Genomic DNA, 15,000 nt, shown 5'->3' on the forward strand with positions numbered 1-15,000 from the left:
CGGGGCTGGTTGCGATTGCAACCTCTTGCACCGGCAGCAAAGTTGTGTTTGCTGACGCAGAAATTCCGGAACGCAGGAGGGCGTGATGCGGGTTGGTCTTTATCCCGGAACCTTTGACCCGATTACTCTGGGTCATGTCGATATTATCCGGCGCGCTTCGGCTTTGGTGGACAAACTGGTGATCGGCGTGGCGATCAACCGGGACAAAGGCCCACTGTTTTCTCTGGAAGAGCGCGTGGCCATGATCGAGGCTGAATGCACACTTCTGTCCGATCAGACCGGAACCGAGATTGTCGCCCATCCGTTCGAAAACCTGCTGATCGATTGCGCCCGCGATGTGGGAGCCCAGATTATTGTGCGCGGTCTACGGGCCGTTGCGGATTTCGAGTATGAATTCCAGATGGTCGGTATGAACCGTGCTTTGGACGATTCAATCGAAACCGTATTCCTGATGGCCGAAGCGCGGCATCAGGCCATCGCATCGAAACTGGTGAAAGAAATCGCGCGCCTGAACGGGGACGTATCGAAATTCGTGACGCCCCGCGTTCATACGGCGTTGCGTGAAAGGTTAGGCTAACGCGCCCATCGCGGCGGCTGTGTCCAGCATCCGGTTCGAAAAGCCCCATTCATTGTCGTACCAGGCCAGCACGCGCACCAATGTGCCGTCGGTGACTTTGGTTTCTGCCAAAGACACGGTCGAGCTATGGGAGTCGTGGTTGAAATCCATCGACACCAGCGGGCGGCTTTCGGCAGCCAGAACGCCGGGAAGCTGGGCGGCTGCCTCGACAAACAACGCATTAACCTCGTCTTCGGTGGTAGAGCGCGAAACCTCGGCTACCAGATCAACAACGGACACGTTCGGTGTGGGCACGCGGATGGCCTGGCCGGTCAGTTTGCCCGCCAGTTGCGGCAATACCAGACCCACAGCTGCCGCGGCACCCGTGGTGGTCGGGATCATCGACAAAGCCGCAGCGCGTGACAGGTAGGGATCTTTGCCAGCGGCATCATGGACCGGCTGGCTGGCAGTATAAGCGTGAACAGTGGTCATATTGCCGTGGACAATGCCAAGCCCGGCATCCAGCGCGGCAGCAACGGGCGACAGGCAGTTGGTGGTACACGAGGCGTTTGAAACCACGGTTTCCTCGGCCGACAACTCATGCTCGTTTACACCAAAGACAATTGTCTTTACAGCTCCATCGCCGCGTGCAGGCGCCGAGATCAGAACTTTTCTGCTGCCGTTTTTCAGGTGGCGTTCTGCGGTCTCACGAGTGCGGAAGACGCCGGTACATTCCAGAACCACGTCGATGTCTGCCCAATTCAGCGCCTCAGGGTCTCGTTCACTGGTCAGCCGAATTGGACCAGCGCCCACGTCTAATCCAGCCTCGGTTAGCGTCACTTTGTTAGGATAACGGCCATGTACGCTGTCGAACTCGAACAGATGCGCGTTCATCTCGGGTTTAGCCAGATCGTTTATAGCTACGATTTCTACGTCTGTACGACCAGATTCCATCACCGCGCGCAGAACTCCGCGTCCGATCCGACCAAATCCGTTAATTGCCAGCTTGAGTGTCATGTTCCGCTCCGTCCGAATATCGGAATTAATAAAGTTAGCGCTAACAAAGCCAGATGAGCGAAAAAGTCAAGCAAAACCTCTGTCAGCGCCAGAAAGCCAGCCAATCCAAAAAGGCGTAGAGCTTTTTACCGAGGAAAATTAAATGTTCGGGCCCAAAGATGACGTAATCCAAAATGAAACAGCCGAGGATCAAGAGGCCAAGCCAGATAGCGATTTGGTTGGTCATAGCGGCCCCGAACGAAAATGCCCGCCCAGATAACCTGAGCGGGCAAAAAGGTTCAAGATTTCAAACCGGTCTTAGTTAAGACGACCCATGGCAACAGCGACATCGGCCATGCGAACCGAGAAACCCCATTCGTTGTCGTACCAGGCGAGAACACGAACTAAGCGACCATCAACGACGCGGGTTTGTTCCGGCGCAAAGATCGAGCTTTCTTCGGTGTGGTTGAAATCGGTCGAGACCAGCGGTGCGGGCTCATAACCCAGAACACGCTGCATCGGGCCGTGTGCTGCTTCGCGGACGATTTCGTTGACTTCTTCGACAGTTACTTGGCGCGAAGCGCGGAAAGTCAGGTCCACAGCCGAAACGTTCGGGGTGGGAACGCGGATGGCCGAGCCGTCCAGACGGCCTTTCAGGTTCGGCAGAACCTCACCCAGCGCTTTGGCGGCACCAGTTGATGTCGGGATCATCGACATGGCGGCGGCGCGTGCGCGATACAGGTCGCTGTGACGACGGTCTAGGGTCGGCTGGTCGCCGGTATAGGCGTGGATCGTAGTCATGATGCCGTTTTCGATGCCAACACCTTCGTCCAGAACCTTGGCAAGCGGAGCAAGGCAGTTCGTGGTGCACGACCCGTTCGAAACCATGTTATCGTTTGCGGTCAGGGTGTTGTGGTTCACACCGAACACGATGGTCTTGTCGACGTTTTTGCCCGGTGCGGACAGCAGAACTTTGCCAGCGCCACGTTCAAGGTGTGTTTTTGCCTTGGTGCCGTCATTGAACTTGCCGGTGCATTCCAGGACGACATCACAGCCTTCCCAGTCCAGCTCGTTCATGTCGTAGGTCGAAAACATCTCCATCGGGCCGCGGCCAAGATCCATGGTGTTGCCGTTGATGGCGATGTCGCGGGGGAAACGTCCGTGGACGCTGTCATACTTCAGCAGGTGCGCCGAGGTTTCCAGCGGTCCGGTCGCGTTGACCTTGATGACTTCGATATCGTTCCGGCCTGACGCGGCGATGTGCGACAGGGTGCAACGGCCAATGCGGCCAAAACCATTGATGCCGACCTTGATGGTCATATGATGTCTCCAAATGCGCTTGCGTTGCAGGCCATATAGCGGCGATTGGTGAATCTCAAAAGAGCAAAAGCGGCATATTTTTAATGTGTTAGCGCAAACCTCACACGATTGCGCTAACGCTTGCGCTAGCCGTGAGAATAAGTAGGGTCCTGTTGCGACAGGTGACAGGAAAGGTAGCGCGATGAGCGGTCTGTTGGCTCTTTTGGATGACGTGGCAGGGATCGCCAAGGTTGCGGCGGCTTCGGTGGACGATGTTGTTGCGGCGGCGGGCAAGGCCGGGGCCAAGACGGCGGGAGTAATTATCGACGATGCGGCGGTCACTCCGAAATACGTTCAGGGCTTTGCGCCTGCTCGCGAGTTGCCGATCATCTGGCGGATTGCGCGCGGATCAATATTCAACAAAATCGTGCTGCTGTTGCCGGTGGCTCTGTTGCTGGCCAATTTTGCACCTTGGCTGATTACGCCGCTGCTGATGATAGGCGGGTCTTACCTTTGTTTCGAAGGCGCTGAGAAGATATTTCACGTTCTGTTTCCCCATGGCAGCCACGCCATCGAGGAAGACATGAATGTGCGCGATCCTGGACACCTTGAGGAGCAGAAGGTCAAGGGTGCCATCAAGACGGATTTTATCCTGTCGGCCGAGATCATGACCATCGCGCTGGCCGCGATAGAGGCGCCCAATCTTTGGATGCAGGCCGCGACCCTGGCTGTTGTGGGCATTGGGGTGACGGTGGCGGTCTATGGCTCGGTCGCCCTGATCGTGAAGATGGATGATGTCGGATTGTTTCTGGCCCAAAACGCCCCGACGCCAGTGGGGCGCGGGTTGGGGCGCGGGTTGGTCAAGGCGATGCCAGGAGTGATGAAAACCCTATCAATTGTTGGAACCGCCGCGATGTTGTGGGTCGGCGGATCGATCATCATTCACGGGATGGAAGTTCTGGGATTTGGCTGGCTGGGCCATCACATCCACGACTGGGCCTACGCGATTGGGCATTCCGTGTCAGAGGACTGGGTCGGGGCCGTCGAATGGATTTCCAAAGCGGCAATGGATGGCGTGTTTGGTCTGGCCTGGGGGTTTGTGCTGATCCCCGTGGCCACTAAAGTGATTGGGCCTTTGTTGTCGAAAAAGGAAAAAACTCACTGAGGTTAAAATGAAAAGGGCGGCACAAGCCGCCCTTTGCACGATGAGCTTGGTCTGTTTTACAGCCCAAGCAATTCCTTGACCTTGGCAACGGTCGCCTCGGCGGTGATGCCGAAATGCTTGTACAGCTCATTTGCCGGAGCAGAGGCGCCAAAGCCTGACATGCCGATGAAGCCGGCCTTGGCTTCGCGGCCACGCTCTCCCAGCAGCCAACGATCCCAACCACCAGCGCGGACTGCGGCCTCGATTCCGACGCGAACGGCACCTGCGGGCAGAACGCGCTTGCGGTAGGCTTCGTCCTGCTCAGCGAACAGTTCCATGCAGGGCATGGAGACGACGCGGGTGCCGATGCCTTCGGCCTCGAGCATCGCCTTGGCTTCCATCGCCAGCGAAACTTCGGAGCCTGTGGCAATCAGGATGGCTTGACGCTTGCCCTCGGCTTCCGCCAGAACGTAAGCGCCCTGAGCGACTAGGTTCTTGGTCTTGTGTTGGGTCCGCACTGTCGGCACGCCTTGGCGGGTCAGCGACAAGACCGAGGGGCTGTCTTTGAAGGTCAGCGCCAGTTCCCACGCTTCGGCGGTTTCTACGGAATCAGCCGGGCGGAACACATAGGTGTTCGGCGTCGCGCGTGAGATCGCCAGATGTTCGACCGGCTGGTGGGTCGGACCGTCTTCGCCCAGACCGATCGAGTCGTGGGTCATCACAAAGACACTGGGCACCTTCATCAGTGCAGCTAGTCGCATGGATGGGCGGGCATAGTCGGTGAAGGCCATGAATGTGCCGCCATAGGGGCGAATGCCGCCATGCAGCGCCATGCCGTTCATTGCTGCAGCCATACCGTGTTCGCGGATACCGTAATGGATGTAGCGGCCCTTGCGGTTTTCCGGCAGGAAGACACCCATGTCAGCTGATTTGGTGTTGTTCGAACCGGTCAGGTCAGCCGAACCGCCTACGGTTTCGGTCATGATCGGGTTCACAACGTTCAGAACCTTCTCGGACGAGGCGCGGGTGGCCAGTTTAGGCTGATCTTCTGAGATCTGCTTTTTGAACGCGCGGATCGCACCGGCCAGCTTTTTGGGCGCTTCAAACGCATAGGCACGATTGAATTCGGCTTGCTTGCGTTCGGACATTTGCGCGAAACGCTCTTCCCAAGCGGTGCGCTCGGCAAGCCCGCGGGAACCGATGGCTTCCCATGCGGATTTCACTTCGGCTGGAACGTGGAACGCATCATGCGGCCAGCCATAACCTTCTTTCGCGGCTTTCAGCTGTTCCTGATCGGTCAGCGCACCATGGCCTTTCGAGGTATCCTGCGCCGCGTGACCCAATGCGATATGGCTTTCGCACGCAATCATGGTCGGTTTGTTCGACTTTTTCGCCTGCACGATGGCTGCGTCGATAGCTTGCGGATCGTGCCCGTCAATCTCGATCACGTGCCAGCCCGAAGCCGCAAAACGCCGCACCTGATCGGTGCGGTCGGCCATATCAACAGTGCCGTCGATGGTAATGTTGTTGTTATCCCAGAAGACGATCAGTTTGCTCAGTTCATGACGACCGGCCAGAGTGATAGCCTCTTGGCTAACGCCTTCCATCAGGCAACCGTCGCCCGCGATTACATAAGTATAGTGATCCACGACTTTCTTGCCGTAGTGCGCACGCTGGATTTCCTCGGCCATGGCAAAGCCGACAGCGTTCGAGATGCCCTGTCCCAGAGGGCCCGTCGTGGTCTCGATCCCGTCAACCAGGAAGTTTTCCGGGTGGCCTGCGGTTTTCGCGCCCAACTGACGGAAGTTCTTGATTTCATCAAGCGTCACGTCACCATGACCGGTCAAATACAACAGCGAATAGATCAGCATCGAGCCGTGCCCCGCCGACAGGATGAACCGGTCGCGGTCAGGCCAGTTCGGGGCCGAGGCATCAAATTTTAGGTGCTTCTCGAACAGCACGGTCGCAACGTCGGCCATGCCCATCGGCATACCGGAATGGCCGGAATTGGCGGCGGCGACGGCGTCAAGGGTCAGGGTGCGGATGGCCGCAGCTTTGTCCCAGTGTTCGGGGTTTGCATTGCGCAGCGCAGTCAGGTCCACGGGCGTTGTTCCTTTGGATTACAGGCAGATGTGGCGCTCAATACCATTCACCTTCCAAAGTGCAAGCAGAACCGGGTGTTCTGATAAAGTTGTGGTTCAAGAAAGCAGCCCAAGTTGTTGAAAGCAAACAGTGGGTATTTTCCAGCTCGTTGGGTTAGACTAGGGCAAGACGTGGGTGATGTTGATTCGGATGCATCCGCGATACAAGGAACCTTGGTTAATAGGTGGCAGGGGCATGAGCCAGATCGAAGAATTACACCGCCGTATTGTAACCGCGATGGATCGGATTGGGACCGGCGTCGAAGCGCTGCGTGATACGGCGTCGGCCAGCAGTGGCGAGGATGGCAACCTGCGCGCGGCACTGGATGATGAGCGCGTCGCCAATGCGCAGTTGGAAGAGCGGCTGAAATCACTGAAAGAACGCCACGAACGGGAAGTTGACGCCATGCGCGCCGACATGGAAAGCCTGCGTACAGCGCCAGTGGAAGACCCGGAAAACGCCGCTCTTCGTGAGCAATTGGCCGAAGCAACGGCCAGGCTGGCTTCGGTCGAAGCGGCTCGGGCTGAACTGGCCGATGCCAAAGCTGCGCTGGAAAACCAGAGTGAATTGGAAACGCTTAAATCAGAAAACGCTGAGCTGAAAATCGCAATTGAAGCAGCTCAGGAAATCGAATCCGAAAACGCGCGCCTTCGGTCAGAACTGGCGGATAGCGAGCGTGTGGCGGAGTTAAGCGCTGAATTGGATATGTTGCGCGCAGAGCGTTCCAGTCATGGGGCGGCAATGTCTCGTTTGGACGACGATCTTCAGCGGATGCGCAAAGCAAATGAACAGTTGCGTCAATCGGTCGATGAGTTGCGCTCCGCCTCTGAGGCTGGTGTGCCGGATGCAGATCTGCTCAACCGCGCAACGGTGGCCGAACTTGAAGCGACGCGCGCGGCGCAGGCAACCGACGCGGCCGAAGCACATGCGGTCCTGGCCCGCTTGGAGCCACTGCTGTCGAAGGCGAAACTGGCGGAAGGAGAGGTTGAATAATGCCCGAAGTGACCATTCAAATCGGTGGACGCGGCTTTGATGTCTCGTGCCAAGAAGGGGAAGAACCGTTTCTGCATTCCGCTGCCAAGTTGCTGGATGACGAGGCACAAGTCCTATCCGATCAGATCGGGCGCATGCCGGAATCCCGGATGCTGTTGATGGCTGGGCTGATGCTGGCAGATAAAACTGCTGGAACCGACGACAAGATCAAAGCGCTTGAGACCAAACTGGCCGAAGTTGAAGCCGAGCTTCGAACCCTCAGAAACATGCCGCAACCCGAGCCGGAACGGATTGAGGTTGCAGTTGTTCCGCCGTCGGTGACGGACACTCTGGCTGAACTGGCCGCACGGGCCGAAGCACTGGCATCGGTGATTGAGGAGAGGTCAGCGGGATGAATTCCATAAAGACGGTCGCTTGCGCCGTGGCATTGGCTTTGCCCGGGGGCTTGGCTTGGGCTGAGATTGATATTCTGCCGGTGACCTTCACCTGCTTGAACGGTGTACCGTTGGAGGTTGCCTATTTTAACGCGCCCGACGGATCCAGCGCGGCGGCCATGCTGGTAGACAACCAACTGGTCACATTGCGTCAGGTCCAAAGCGGTTCCGGTATTCGTTATGAATCCGCCGGAGGGGCTGGAATTTACATCCTGCGATCTAAAGGTTGGGACGCAACTGTAAGCTATCTGGCGGCAGGTGCGGATGCCGCCAGTGAGCAGGTCATTTTGGAAAATTGCGTCAGCCGCTGATCAGGCGTTTGCTTCGCGAATCTTGTCGGCCGCTTCTTTGTTGTAGCCGACACCGTTTTCGTCAAACAGCGTGTCCAGTTCGCCGGACAGAGTCATCTCGGTGATGATGTCGCAACCGCCGACGAACTCGCCTTTGACGTAGAGCTGCGGCACGGTTGGCCAGTCGGAATAGTCCTTGATACCCTGACGCACTTCTTCATCGGCCAGGACGTTCACGTCGGTGTACTCCACGCCCATGTAATTCAGAACACCGGCCACGCGAGAGGAAAATCCGCACTGCGGCATTTCCTTGGTGCCTTTCATGTACAGCACCACGTTGTTGGCTTTGACGGTTTCGTCGATCTGGGTCTTAACGTCGGTCATCTTTCTTGTCCTCTTTACCCTCATCCTGGGCAGTGGTTTTACTTTGCGATGGGTCAGAACCCCATCCTTCTTCCTCTAGCCGCCGATGTTCGGCCTGTGCCAGAGACAATGGGTCCAACCCGTATCTTTCAATGCCGCCGACCTTGCTGATCTTGTCCGGATCGGGACGCATGTCGGCGAGGTTACGTTTCCGGTTGCGCTTCACATAGGCTTCGATCAGAGCGGCGGCAACTATCAACGCCGCGATTACACCTATCCAGAACAGCCAGCCATTCATTTTTGCAACTCAAATTTGGCGACGTTCGTAGTCGCGGTGTCTCATTTTTCTTGTAACCCGCCAATATCTGGGACCGTATTGCAGGAGCTTTGGAAAATCACAAAACAAGATCGCTATGCAGTTGACAAAGTCAAAGACCAGATAGGCCAGCCTTAGCAGAACCCATCCGATCGGTGCATCCATTATTCAGGCACTTTCGTCGTCAACGCCAGCGCGTGCAGCTCGCCGTCCGGGCCGTCCATTTTGCCTTTCAACGCAGCATAGACTGCGCGTTGCTGTTGAACCCGGTTTTTCCCGCGAAAGCTCTCGTCCACGACCATAGCGGACATATGCACGCCGTCATGCCCGCCGACCTGAATTTCCGCATCGGGAAAGGCTTCGCGCAGCAGGTGTTCGATTTCGTGGGCGCTCATCGGCATGTAGGTTACTCCTGAAGGTCTTTCCCAAGATGTAGAGCGCCCGAACGGGGGGTGCAAGGGTGTGATGAGGGGCCTGAGACGACAAAACCTGCGCCGGTATGGGCGCAGGTTTCTTAAGTCGGTCCGATTATGAGATCAAGCCACGGCGGCGGCGAAGCTGCCGCGGAACGTGTCCGTCAACTCGGCCAGAGAGGCCTCGGAATTGCCGACCTTGACTGTGTCACCGGTGAAGCGACCGACCGAGACAAGCGGAACCCCGGCCTGACCGGCAGCAATCATCAGCGCCTCGGCCTGATCAAAGTTGCAGGCGACCAGATAGCGAGCCTGATCTTCGCCGAATAGGAACTCGGTCGAGGCTTCGTCGAGGTGAACGCCAACGCCTGCCGCTTCCGCCAGTTCAAAAGCCGCCAGCGCCAGACCGCCGTCACCAAGATCGGTGCAGGCCTTGATTATCTCACGATTGGCTCGGATGAAATCACCGTTGCGCTTTTCCGCGTCCAGATCGACATGAGGCGCGTCGCCGTCTTCGCGGTTGAATACTTCGGCCAGCAGCGCGGATTGCCCCAGATGCCCGTTGGTTTCACCAATAACCAGCGCGACGTGGCCTTCGCGCACCTCGTTGCCGATGATTTCGTCGGTGTGGTCCAGCAGGCCAACCGCGCCAATGGTCGGGGTAGGCAAGATCGCCTGACCGTCGGTCTCATTATACAGCGACACGTTGCCAGATACGATCGGCATGTCCAGCGCAGCGACGGCAGCGCCGATACCTTGAATGGCACCAACGAACTGACCCATGATTTCGGGCTTTTCCGGGTTTCCGAAGTTCAGGTTGTCTGTGGTGGCGAGCGGTTTGGCACCCACGGCGGTCAGGTTGCGGTAAGCTTCGGCCACGGCTTGCTTGCCGCCCTCAACCGGGTTGGCGCGGACATAGCGGGGGGTCACATCGCTGGTGAAGGCCAGCGCTTTGTCGGTGCCGTGCACACGAACCATGCCCGCGCCCAGACCCGGCGTGCGGGCGGTGTCAGCCATAACCATGGTGTCGTATTGTTCGTACACCCATTGCTTGCCAGCATAGTTCGGCGAAGCGAGCAGGGCCCGCAGGCCGTCGATCGGGTCGATCTGCGGTACTTCGGCGAGTTCTTCGGCTTCTGGTGTAGGCTCCCACGGGCGGTCATATTCCGGCGCGGTCGAGGACAGCTTCGACAACACAAGATCAGCTTTGACCTCGCCGTTATGGACAATCAGGAAACGGTCTTCGGCGATGGTTTCGCCGACGATGGCAAAGTCGAGGTCCCACTTTTCAAATACGGCGCGGGCTTCGGCCTCAAGCTCAGGCTTGAGGACCATCAGCATGCGTTCCTGCGATTCAGACAGCATCATCTCGTAAGCGGTCATGTCCTCTTCGCGCTGAGGGACATTTTCCAGATCGAGGCGCACGCCCAGACCACCTTTGTCGCCCATTTCAACAGCTGAACATGTCAGGCCAGCCGCGCCCATGTCCTGGATCGAGATCACGGCACCGGTACGCATCAGTTCCAGCGTCGCCTCCATCAGACGCTTTTCGGTGAAGGGGTCACCAACCTGAACGGTGGGGCGTTTTTCTTCAATCGTGTCGTCAAATTCGGCCGACGCCATGGTTGCGCCGCCAACGCCGTCACGACCGGTTTTGGCACCCAGGTAGACGACGGGCATACCGACGCCGGACGCCGCCGAGTAAAAAATTTTGTCGCTGTCGGCCAGACCTGCGGCAAACGCATTCACAAGGCAGTTGCCGTTGTAGGCGGGATGGAATCGCACTTCGCCGCCGACACAGGGCACACCAAAGCAGTTACCATAACCACCGATGCCTTCGACTACGCCATTGACCAGCTGGCGGGTCTTGTGGTGGCCGGGTTCCCCAAAGGACAGCGCGTTCATCGACGCGATGGGGCGAGCGCCCATAGTGAAAACATCGCGCAGGATGCCTCCGACACCGGTAGCTGCACCTTGATAGGGTTCGATGTACGACGGGTGGTTGTGGCTTTCCATTTTAAAAACAACGGCTTGCCCATCACCAATATCAACGACGCCAGCGTTTTCACCCGGACCGCAGATCACCTGAGGGCCCGAAGTGGGCAGGGTGCGCAGCCATTTCTTCGAGGATTTGTACGAGCAGTGCTCATTCCACATGGCGGAAAAGATGCCCAATTCGGTGAAGGTCGGCTCGCGGCCGATGATCTCAAGGATCATGTCGTATTCGTCGGGCTTCAGTCCGTGGGCGGCAATCAGATCCGGTGTGATGGCGGGCTCTTGCATCGTCTGTCCTGTTCTCAAGGTGGCCGAGATTGCGCGCCTTTTAGGGCAAGGGCGCGTCGGTGGAAAGGGTTAAGACCGGCGTCAGAGGGTTTCCTGTGGCGATCCGGTCAAAAAAGGCCGCCCTCAGGGCGGCCTTTGTGCTGTTTGTGGTGTGACATCGCTATTTCGGTGCACCGTGTTCCGAACCGGGTTCTTGGCCTTGCTGTTCTGCTTGCTGGTTGGCGGCCTCTCCGGCGGCTGCGCCGATGGCGGCCTTTTGTTCCTCGCTCAGATGATCTGCGTCATCCAGACCGGGGATCGCAACGCGCACCTCACGGCGGGCAAAGTCGATGCCATTTTCTTTGAACGCGGCCTTCACACGGTTGAAGATTTCCTTGCGCAGCGTGAACTGCTTGCCTGGCTTCGCCATGAACTTGCCGCGAATGATCATGCCAACATCATCAAAGTCGAACACGCCTTGTGACTTGAAGGGCTGCAGGAAACCATCCTTGTGAGTTTCGTCCTCCATCATCTCGGCACCGATCTTTTTGAAGATCTTCTTAACCTTGTTGGGGTCGGTGTCGAACGGCACGGTGAATTTCAGTTTCATAATGACCCAGTCGCGGCTGTAATTGGTCAGCTTCTGAATCTCGCCATAAGGAATAGTGTGGACCGGCCCGCGGTGGTGCCGCAGCTGCATTGAACGGATCGAGATTTTTTCGACCGTACCTGTGGTGCCGCCCACATCTACGTATTCACCGACGCGGAAGGCGTCATCGACCAGGAAGAAAATACCGCCAACGATATCGGCCACAAGTTTCTGTGCGCCAAAACCAATGGCCAGACCAAGCACACCAGCACCGGCCAGCAAAGGGGTAATATTGATCCCCAGTGCTCCAAGCGCCAGCAGCACAAAGATGACCGCTATAGCGACCTGAGCGGTCACTCGCAGCAGAGGCAGGACCGTGGCCAGACGGGACCCGCCAGCACCGCCGCCTTCACCGGCCTCTTCATCCGGGCTTTGATCGGCTGCTTGCTCTTTGGCCAGACGACGGTTGATCCAAAGCGACACGAGTTCGTTGAGGATGTAGCCAACGGCGATAATGATAAAGAACTGGATCAGTTTGCTGCCGGATTCATCACCTCCACCCGCAATTTCCCGCAGATCAAGGTCCCAAGCATTGGCAATCATCAGGATGATCAGAATACCGGCCAAAACTCGTCCGATGCGGATATAGCTGCGCTTGGTCGATTTGTACGCCTTTTCGGCCACTGCGCCTCCGCCTTGCATCGGCGGCTGTAGATGACGCACCAACCCACGGATCAATGTGTCTAAGGCCGGCGCGATCAACAGCCAGAACATAGTCGTGAAATGCGCGCCCTGTACCAACAGGTTCAACAGCATTGGGTTGCGCTGCGCGACAAGAAATTCGACCAGCAACCAGGTTACCGCTGACACACCGATGGCGAAATAGGGGTAATAATAGGCCACTTCTTCGTCGAACTTTGTGTGATCAGGGTCTGTACCCAGCATCATCTGCGACAGCCCTTCGCGGGCTTTCCAGGCAATCACGCCGATATAGATGTGGATTGCAGCGTTCAGCCAGAACCCAATTCGGGTTTCACCACCGCTAATCCCGTTCAGTTCGTTGAAGTGAATAATAAACAGCGTAAAGCCGATAAGGATCAGAAGGCCGATCAGATTCCGGTGTAGGTACTTTGCCCAGTGATCTTCGATGTTGACCAAACGGAAGTGTGGTTTGTTCGGTGCAAGAATGAAGCGCGAAGTTGCGGCTCCCAAACGGGGAATCCAGATCAGATAGAAAACGAAAGGTGCAGCATATGTCAGTTGCTCGGGTGTCAGAAGGCCGCGTCCAAGGGCACGGATGACAACGTAAAACACGACCAAACCGGCGATTTCGTGGCAAAACCGTCGGAACAGGTAGTTAACAGCGCCCCACAAATCGTTTTCGTCTGCGGGCTCGGGCCGGTTGTGCCATTTACGGGTGAGCAGGCCGAACAGTTTTTCTGCTATGTACCCGACGATCAGAACGCTGAGGATCAGCCCCATCAGGCTAAAGGTGCCGGTCGTACCGAACGTGCCGACGAAGTTTTGAACCGCCTCTACCTGCACACTGAAAATTCTAGGCAAGGTAACGGCTACATGTGTCCATGAGGCGACCATTTCGGCCCATATTTCATTAATTTCCGTGATCGGGTCTTCGCGTTCTTCTGCTTCGGCGGCCCTTTGTTCGGCAACTGCGTCCAAACGCTCAAGCAAAATGGCGCGGACCTGATCGTCAGACATACGCGCGACCAGGTCGTCCACCTGTTCAGGCGTTAGGTCATCGGGAATGCCGATAGTAGTAGAGGAACTGGCTGTGTCGCTATCTTGCGCAAGAACCGGCCCTGAAAGGCAAATGACTGAAAGTATCGCCAATAAAATGCGAAGGGGGTGAAACATCGAATCTGTCCTCGAACACAAGTCTTCGTGATTTTTTTCGTGATCATAGGTCTAAGTACCCGAGTTTCCCAGATGTTTTGCCAACCGATCTCAATGCGCGTTGCCGTTTGGCCAAAAAAAAGGCCGAGCACTAAGCTCGGCCGTAGTCCAACAGGGAGGTATGAAGATGATGAGCGTTTCAGCATCACCGCCTTCGAGAGTTCATTTAGGGATCAGTTTGTGAACGATCAAGAGATTTCAGAATGATTGCAGGTCAATCCCGCTATGCTGTTGGTGCATAGCTAGAGTTTTCCCATCTGTTTCAACTGTTTACGTTGTGCTACGATCTCATCCTGAACAAAGTCCCGGAAGGCCGCGACACGCTTGGAATGGCGCAGCTCCTCGGGATAAGCGAGGTAGACGGGGACATCCGCGCTTTCGATATCAGACAGGATCGGCGCAACATTGGGCAACCCTTGGGTGACATAGTCGGGCAGGACTCCGATACCCAAATTGTGTAGCACTCCCTGAAGTACACCAAAATAGTTGTTAACGGTCAGAAGCGAACCCGGATTGTACGTCATCAGGTGACGCACCATTGCTGCACCCGCGCCAACTTGCGGCGCCGAGGGCGTTTGACAGATCAACCGGTGGTTTTTGATTTCGTCCAGCGATTTGAGCATGCCACCGTGGGTATCAATGTATTCCTGCGTCGCATAAAGCTGCATCTGCACGGTCATCAGACGCTTGCGGACCAGATCGGCTTGGCTCGGCTCTTTCATGCGGATGGCTACGTCGGCCTCGCGCATAGGTAGGTCCAGCACGCGTTCTTCAAGCATCAGGTCGATATTGAGATCGGGGTACTGTTCGTACAGTTTCGGCAGGCGAGGGGCCAGCCATAGCGTACCGAACCCATAGGTGGTGGTAACGCGCAGGACGCCGAACACTTCTTCTTCGCTGTCACGAATACGGGCGGCGGCGGCATCCAGACGTTTTGTCATGGCCGAGGTTGCATCGAACAGCAACTCACCTTGTTCTGTCAGGATCAGTCCACGAGCGTGACGGTGAAACAGAGTCGAATCAAGCGACTCTTCCAGCGCTCTGATCTGCCGGCTGACGGCCGATTGCGACAGATTCAGCTTATCACCCGCATGAGTCAGGCTACCTGCATCCGCCACTGCGTGAAATATCCTAAGCTTGTCCCAATCCATCGCCGCAACTTTCGTTATCTTTCAGACTGCCTATATGAAATAGGTAGCAACTTCTACAATCAAACGGTGAAATCCTTACGTTTCAGGGGATAAACTCTATGCAGGTCAGTATTGGTGACCTAATATGTTGAAATATGC

15 protein-coding genes are annotated in these 15,000 nt (G+C 56.7%); 5 read left to right on the top strand and 10 right to left on the bottom strand.

The annotated features are described in order from the left end of the window. The first annotated feature begins 85 nt into the window (after nucleotides 1-85). The gene (gene coaD / locus ACR0DT_RS01265) at nucleotides 86-577 is read left to right on the top strand and encodes a pantetheine-phosphate adenylyltransferase (protein ID WP_480709006.1); all 492 of its coding nucleotides are present in this window, start codon (nucleotides 86-88) and stop codon (nucleotides 575-577) included. Here the strand turns inward: coaD and gap (ACR0DT_RS01270) are convergent. From gap (ACR0DT_RS01270) to gap (ACR0DT_RS01280), 3 genes are all read right to left on the bottom strand, one after another. Beyond that, entirely contained in the window at nucleotides 569-1,573 is a 1,005-nt protein-coding gene (gap, locus tag ACR0DT_RS01270; RefSeq protein ID WP_480709007.1) for a type I glyceraldehyde-3-phosphate dehydrogenase, read from the bottom strand. The genes coaD and gap (ACR0DT_RS01270) overlap by 9 nt on opposite strands. An 82-nt stretch (nucleotides 1,574-1,655) precedes the next feature. Continuing rightward, nucleotides 1,656-1,799: a hypothetical protein gene (locus ACR0DT_RS01275; RefSeq protein WP_480709008.1), complete on the bottom strand. Its 144-nt coding sequence runs from the start codon at nucleotides 1,797-1,799 to the stop codon at nucleotides 1,656-1,658. 71 nt (nucleotides 1,800-1,870) lie between these two features. After that, the gene (gap, locus tag ACR0DT_RS01280) at nucleotides 1,871-2,872 is read right to left on the bottom strand and encodes a type I glyceraldehyde-3-phosphate dehydrogenase (RefSeq protein ID WP_480709009.1); all 1,002 of its coding nucleotides are present in this window, start codon (nucleotides 2,870-2,872) and stop codon (nucleotides 1,871-1,873) included. 181 nt (nucleotides 2,873-3,053) lie between these two features. On the opposite strand from gap (ACR0DT_RS01280), the gene ACR0DT_RS01285 reads away from it, so the two are divergent. Continuing rightward, nucleotides 3,054-4,016, top strand: coding sequence for a DUF808 domain-containing protein (locus tag ACR0DT_RS01285; protein ID WP_480709010.1), 963 nt, complete (start codon nucleotides 3,054-3,056; stop codon nucleotides 4,014-4,016). Between the two features lie 56 nt (nucleotides 4,017-4,072). Here the strand turns inward: ACR0DT_RS01285 and tkt are convergent, their stop codons facing one another. Next, nucleotides 4,073-6,097: a transketolase gene (gene tkt / locus ACR0DT_RS01290; RefSeq protein ID WP_480709011.1), complete on the bottom strand. Its 2,025-nt coding sequence runs from the start codon at nucleotides 6,095-6,097 to the stop codon at nucleotides 4,073-4,075. A 235-nt stretch (nucleotides 6,098-6,332) separates the two neighbouring features. On the opposite strand from tkt, the gene ACR0DT_RS01295 reads away from it, so the two are divergent. Genes ACR0DT_RS01295 through ACR0DT_RS01305 form a run of 3 tightly spaced genes read left to right on the top strand, consistent with a single transcriptional unit; the run spans nucleotide 6,333 to nucleotide 7,875 of the window. After that, complete coding sequence (locus ACR0DT_RS01295; protein ID WP_480709012.1) at nucleotides 6,333-7,130, top strand: hypothetical protein; 798 nt, start codon at nucleotides 6,333-6,335, stop codon at nucleotides 7,128-7,130. Beyond that, complete coding sequence (locus ACR0DT_RS01300) at nucleotides 7,130-7,525, top strand: cell division protein ZapA (RefSeq protein WP_480709013.1); 396 nt, start codon at nucleotides 7,130-7,132, stop codon at nucleotides 7,523-7,525. Before ACR0DT_RS01295 ends, ACR0DT_RS01300 begins: the two co-directional genes overlap by 1 nt. Beyond that, nucleotides 7,522-7,875 (top strand): MliC family protein, encoded by a 354-nt coding sequence (locus ACR0DT_RS01305; RefSeq protein WP_480709014.1) that lies wholly within the window; start codon nucleotides 7,522-7,524, stop codon nucleotides 7,873-7,875. The genes ACR0DT_RS01300 and ACR0DT_RS01305 overlap by 4 nt, the downstream gene beginning before the upstream one ends. Here the strand turns inward: ACR0DT_RS01305 and grxD are convergent, their stop codons facing one another. The 6 genes from grxD to ACR0DT_RS01335 form a co-directional block, all read right to left on the bottom strand. After that, nucleotides 7,876-8,238: a Grx4 family monothiol glutaredoxin gene (gene grxD, locus ACR0DT_RS01310; protein WP_480709015.1), complete on the bottom strand. Its 363-nt coding sequence runs from the start codon at nucleotides 8,236-8,238 to the stop codon at nucleotides 7,876-7,878. It lies immediately after the preceding gene. Beyond that, on the bottom strand, nucleotides 8,225-8,515 hold the full coding sequence (locus ACR0DT_RS01315) for a hypothetical protein (protein WP_480709016.1): 291 nt from the start codon (nucleotides 8,513-8,515) through the stop codon (nucleotides 8,225-8,227). The genes grxD and ACR0DT_RS01315 overlap by 14 nt, the downstream gene beginning before the upstream one ends. 182 nt (nucleotides 8,516-8,697) lie before the next feature. Next, the gene (locus ACR0DT_RS01320) at nucleotides 8,698-8,934 is read right to left on the bottom strand and encodes a BolA/IbaG family iron-sulfur metabolism protein (protein ID WP_155147029.1); all 237 of its coding nucleotides are present in this window, start codon (nucleotides 8,932-8,934) and stop codon (nucleotides 8,698-8,700) included. A gap of 135 nt (nucleotides 8,935-9,069) precedes the next feature. Beyond that, nucleotides 9,070-11,229: a phosphoribosylformylglycinamidine synthase subunit PurL gene (gene purL / locus ACR0DT_RS01325; RefSeq protein ID WP_480709017.1), complete on the bottom strand. Its 2,160-nt coding sequence runs from the start codon at nucleotides 11,227-11,229 to the stop codon at nucleotides 9,070-9,072. 160 nt (nucleotides 11,230-11,389) lie between these two features. Continuing rightward, nucleotides 11,390-13,672 carry a mechanosensitive ion channel family protein gene (locus ACR0DT_RS01330; RefSeq protein ID WP_480709018.1) on the bottom strand — a complete coding sequence of 761 codons (2,283 nt, stop codon included), beginning with the start codon at nucleotides 13,670-13,672 and terminating at the stop codon, nucleotides 11,390-11,392. Between the two features lie 281 nt (nucleotides 13,673-13,953). Further along, nucleotides 13,954-14,862 carry a LysR family transcriptional regulator gene (locus ACR0DT_RS01335; RefSeq protein WP_480709019.1) on the bottom strand — a complete coding sequence of 303 codons (909 nt, stop codon included), beginning with the start codon at nucleotides 14,860-14,862 and terminating at the stop codon, nucleotides 13,954-13,956. Nucleotides 14,863-15,000 lie beyond the last annotated feature (138 nt).

The sequence above is a fragment of the Ruegeria sp. BI11 genome, assembly GCF_056538005.1.

Excerpts from the sequence above, each read along its gene's own strand:
- gap (WP_480709007.1), bottom strand. The coding sequence starts at position 1,573 with ATGACACTCAAGCTGGCAATTAACGGATTTGGTCGGATCGGACGCGGA.
- ACR0DT_RS01275 (WP_480709008.1), bottom strand. The coding sequence starts at position 1,799 with ATGACCAACCAAATCGCTATCTGGCTTGGCCTCTTGATCCTCGGCTGT.
- ACR0DT_RS01320 (WP_155147029.1), bottom strand. The coding sequence starts at position 8,934 with ATGCCGATGAGCGCCCACGAAATCGAACACCTGCTGCGCGAAGCCTTT.
- ACR0DT_RS01300 (WP_480709013.1), top strand. The coding sequence starts at position 7,130 with ATGCCCGAAGTGACCATTCAAATCGGTGGACGCGGCTTTGATGTCTCG.
- ACR0DT_RS01335 (WP_480709019.1), bottom strand. The coding sequence starts at position 14,862 with ATGGATTGGGACAAGCTTAGGATATTTCACGCAGTGGCGGATGCAGGT.
- gap (WP_480709009.1), bottom strand. The coding sequence starts at position 2,872 with ATGACCATCAAGGTCGGCATCAATGGTTTTGGCCGCATTGGCCGTTGC.
- ACR0DT_RS01285 (WP_480709010.1), top strand. The coding sequence starts at position 3,054 with ATGAGCGGTCTGTTGGCTCTTTTGGATGACGTGGCAGGGATCGCCAAG.
- ACR0DT_RS01295 (WP_480709012.1), top strand. The coding sequence starts at position 6,333 with ATGAGCCAGATCGAAGAATTACACCGCCGTATTGTAACCGCGATGGAT.
- grxD (WP_480709015.1), bottom strand. The coding sequence starts at position 8,238 with ATGACCGACGTTAAGACCCAGATCGACGAAACCGTCAAAGCCAACAAC.
- ACR0DT_RS01305 (WP_480709014.1), top strand. The coding sequence starts at position 7,522 with ATGAATTCCATAAAGACGGTCGCTTGCGCCGTGGCATTGGCTTTGCCC.
- ACR0DT_RS01330 (WP_480709018.1), bottom strand. The coding sequence starts at position 13,672 with ATGTTTCACCCCCTTCGCATTTTATTGGCGATACTTTCAGTCATTTGC.
- ACR0DT_RS01315 (WP_480709016.1), bottom strand. The coding sequence starts at position 8,515 with ATGAATGGCTGGCTGTTCTGGATAGGTGTAATCGCGGCGTTGATAGTT.
- coaD (WP_480709006.1), top strand. The coding sequence starts at position 86 with ATGCGGGTTGGTCTTTATCCCGGAACCTTTGACCCGATTACTCTGGGT.
- purL (WP_480709017.1), bottom strand. The coding sequence starts at position 11,229 with ATGCAAGAGCCCGCCATCACACCGGATCTGATTGCCGCCCACGGACTG.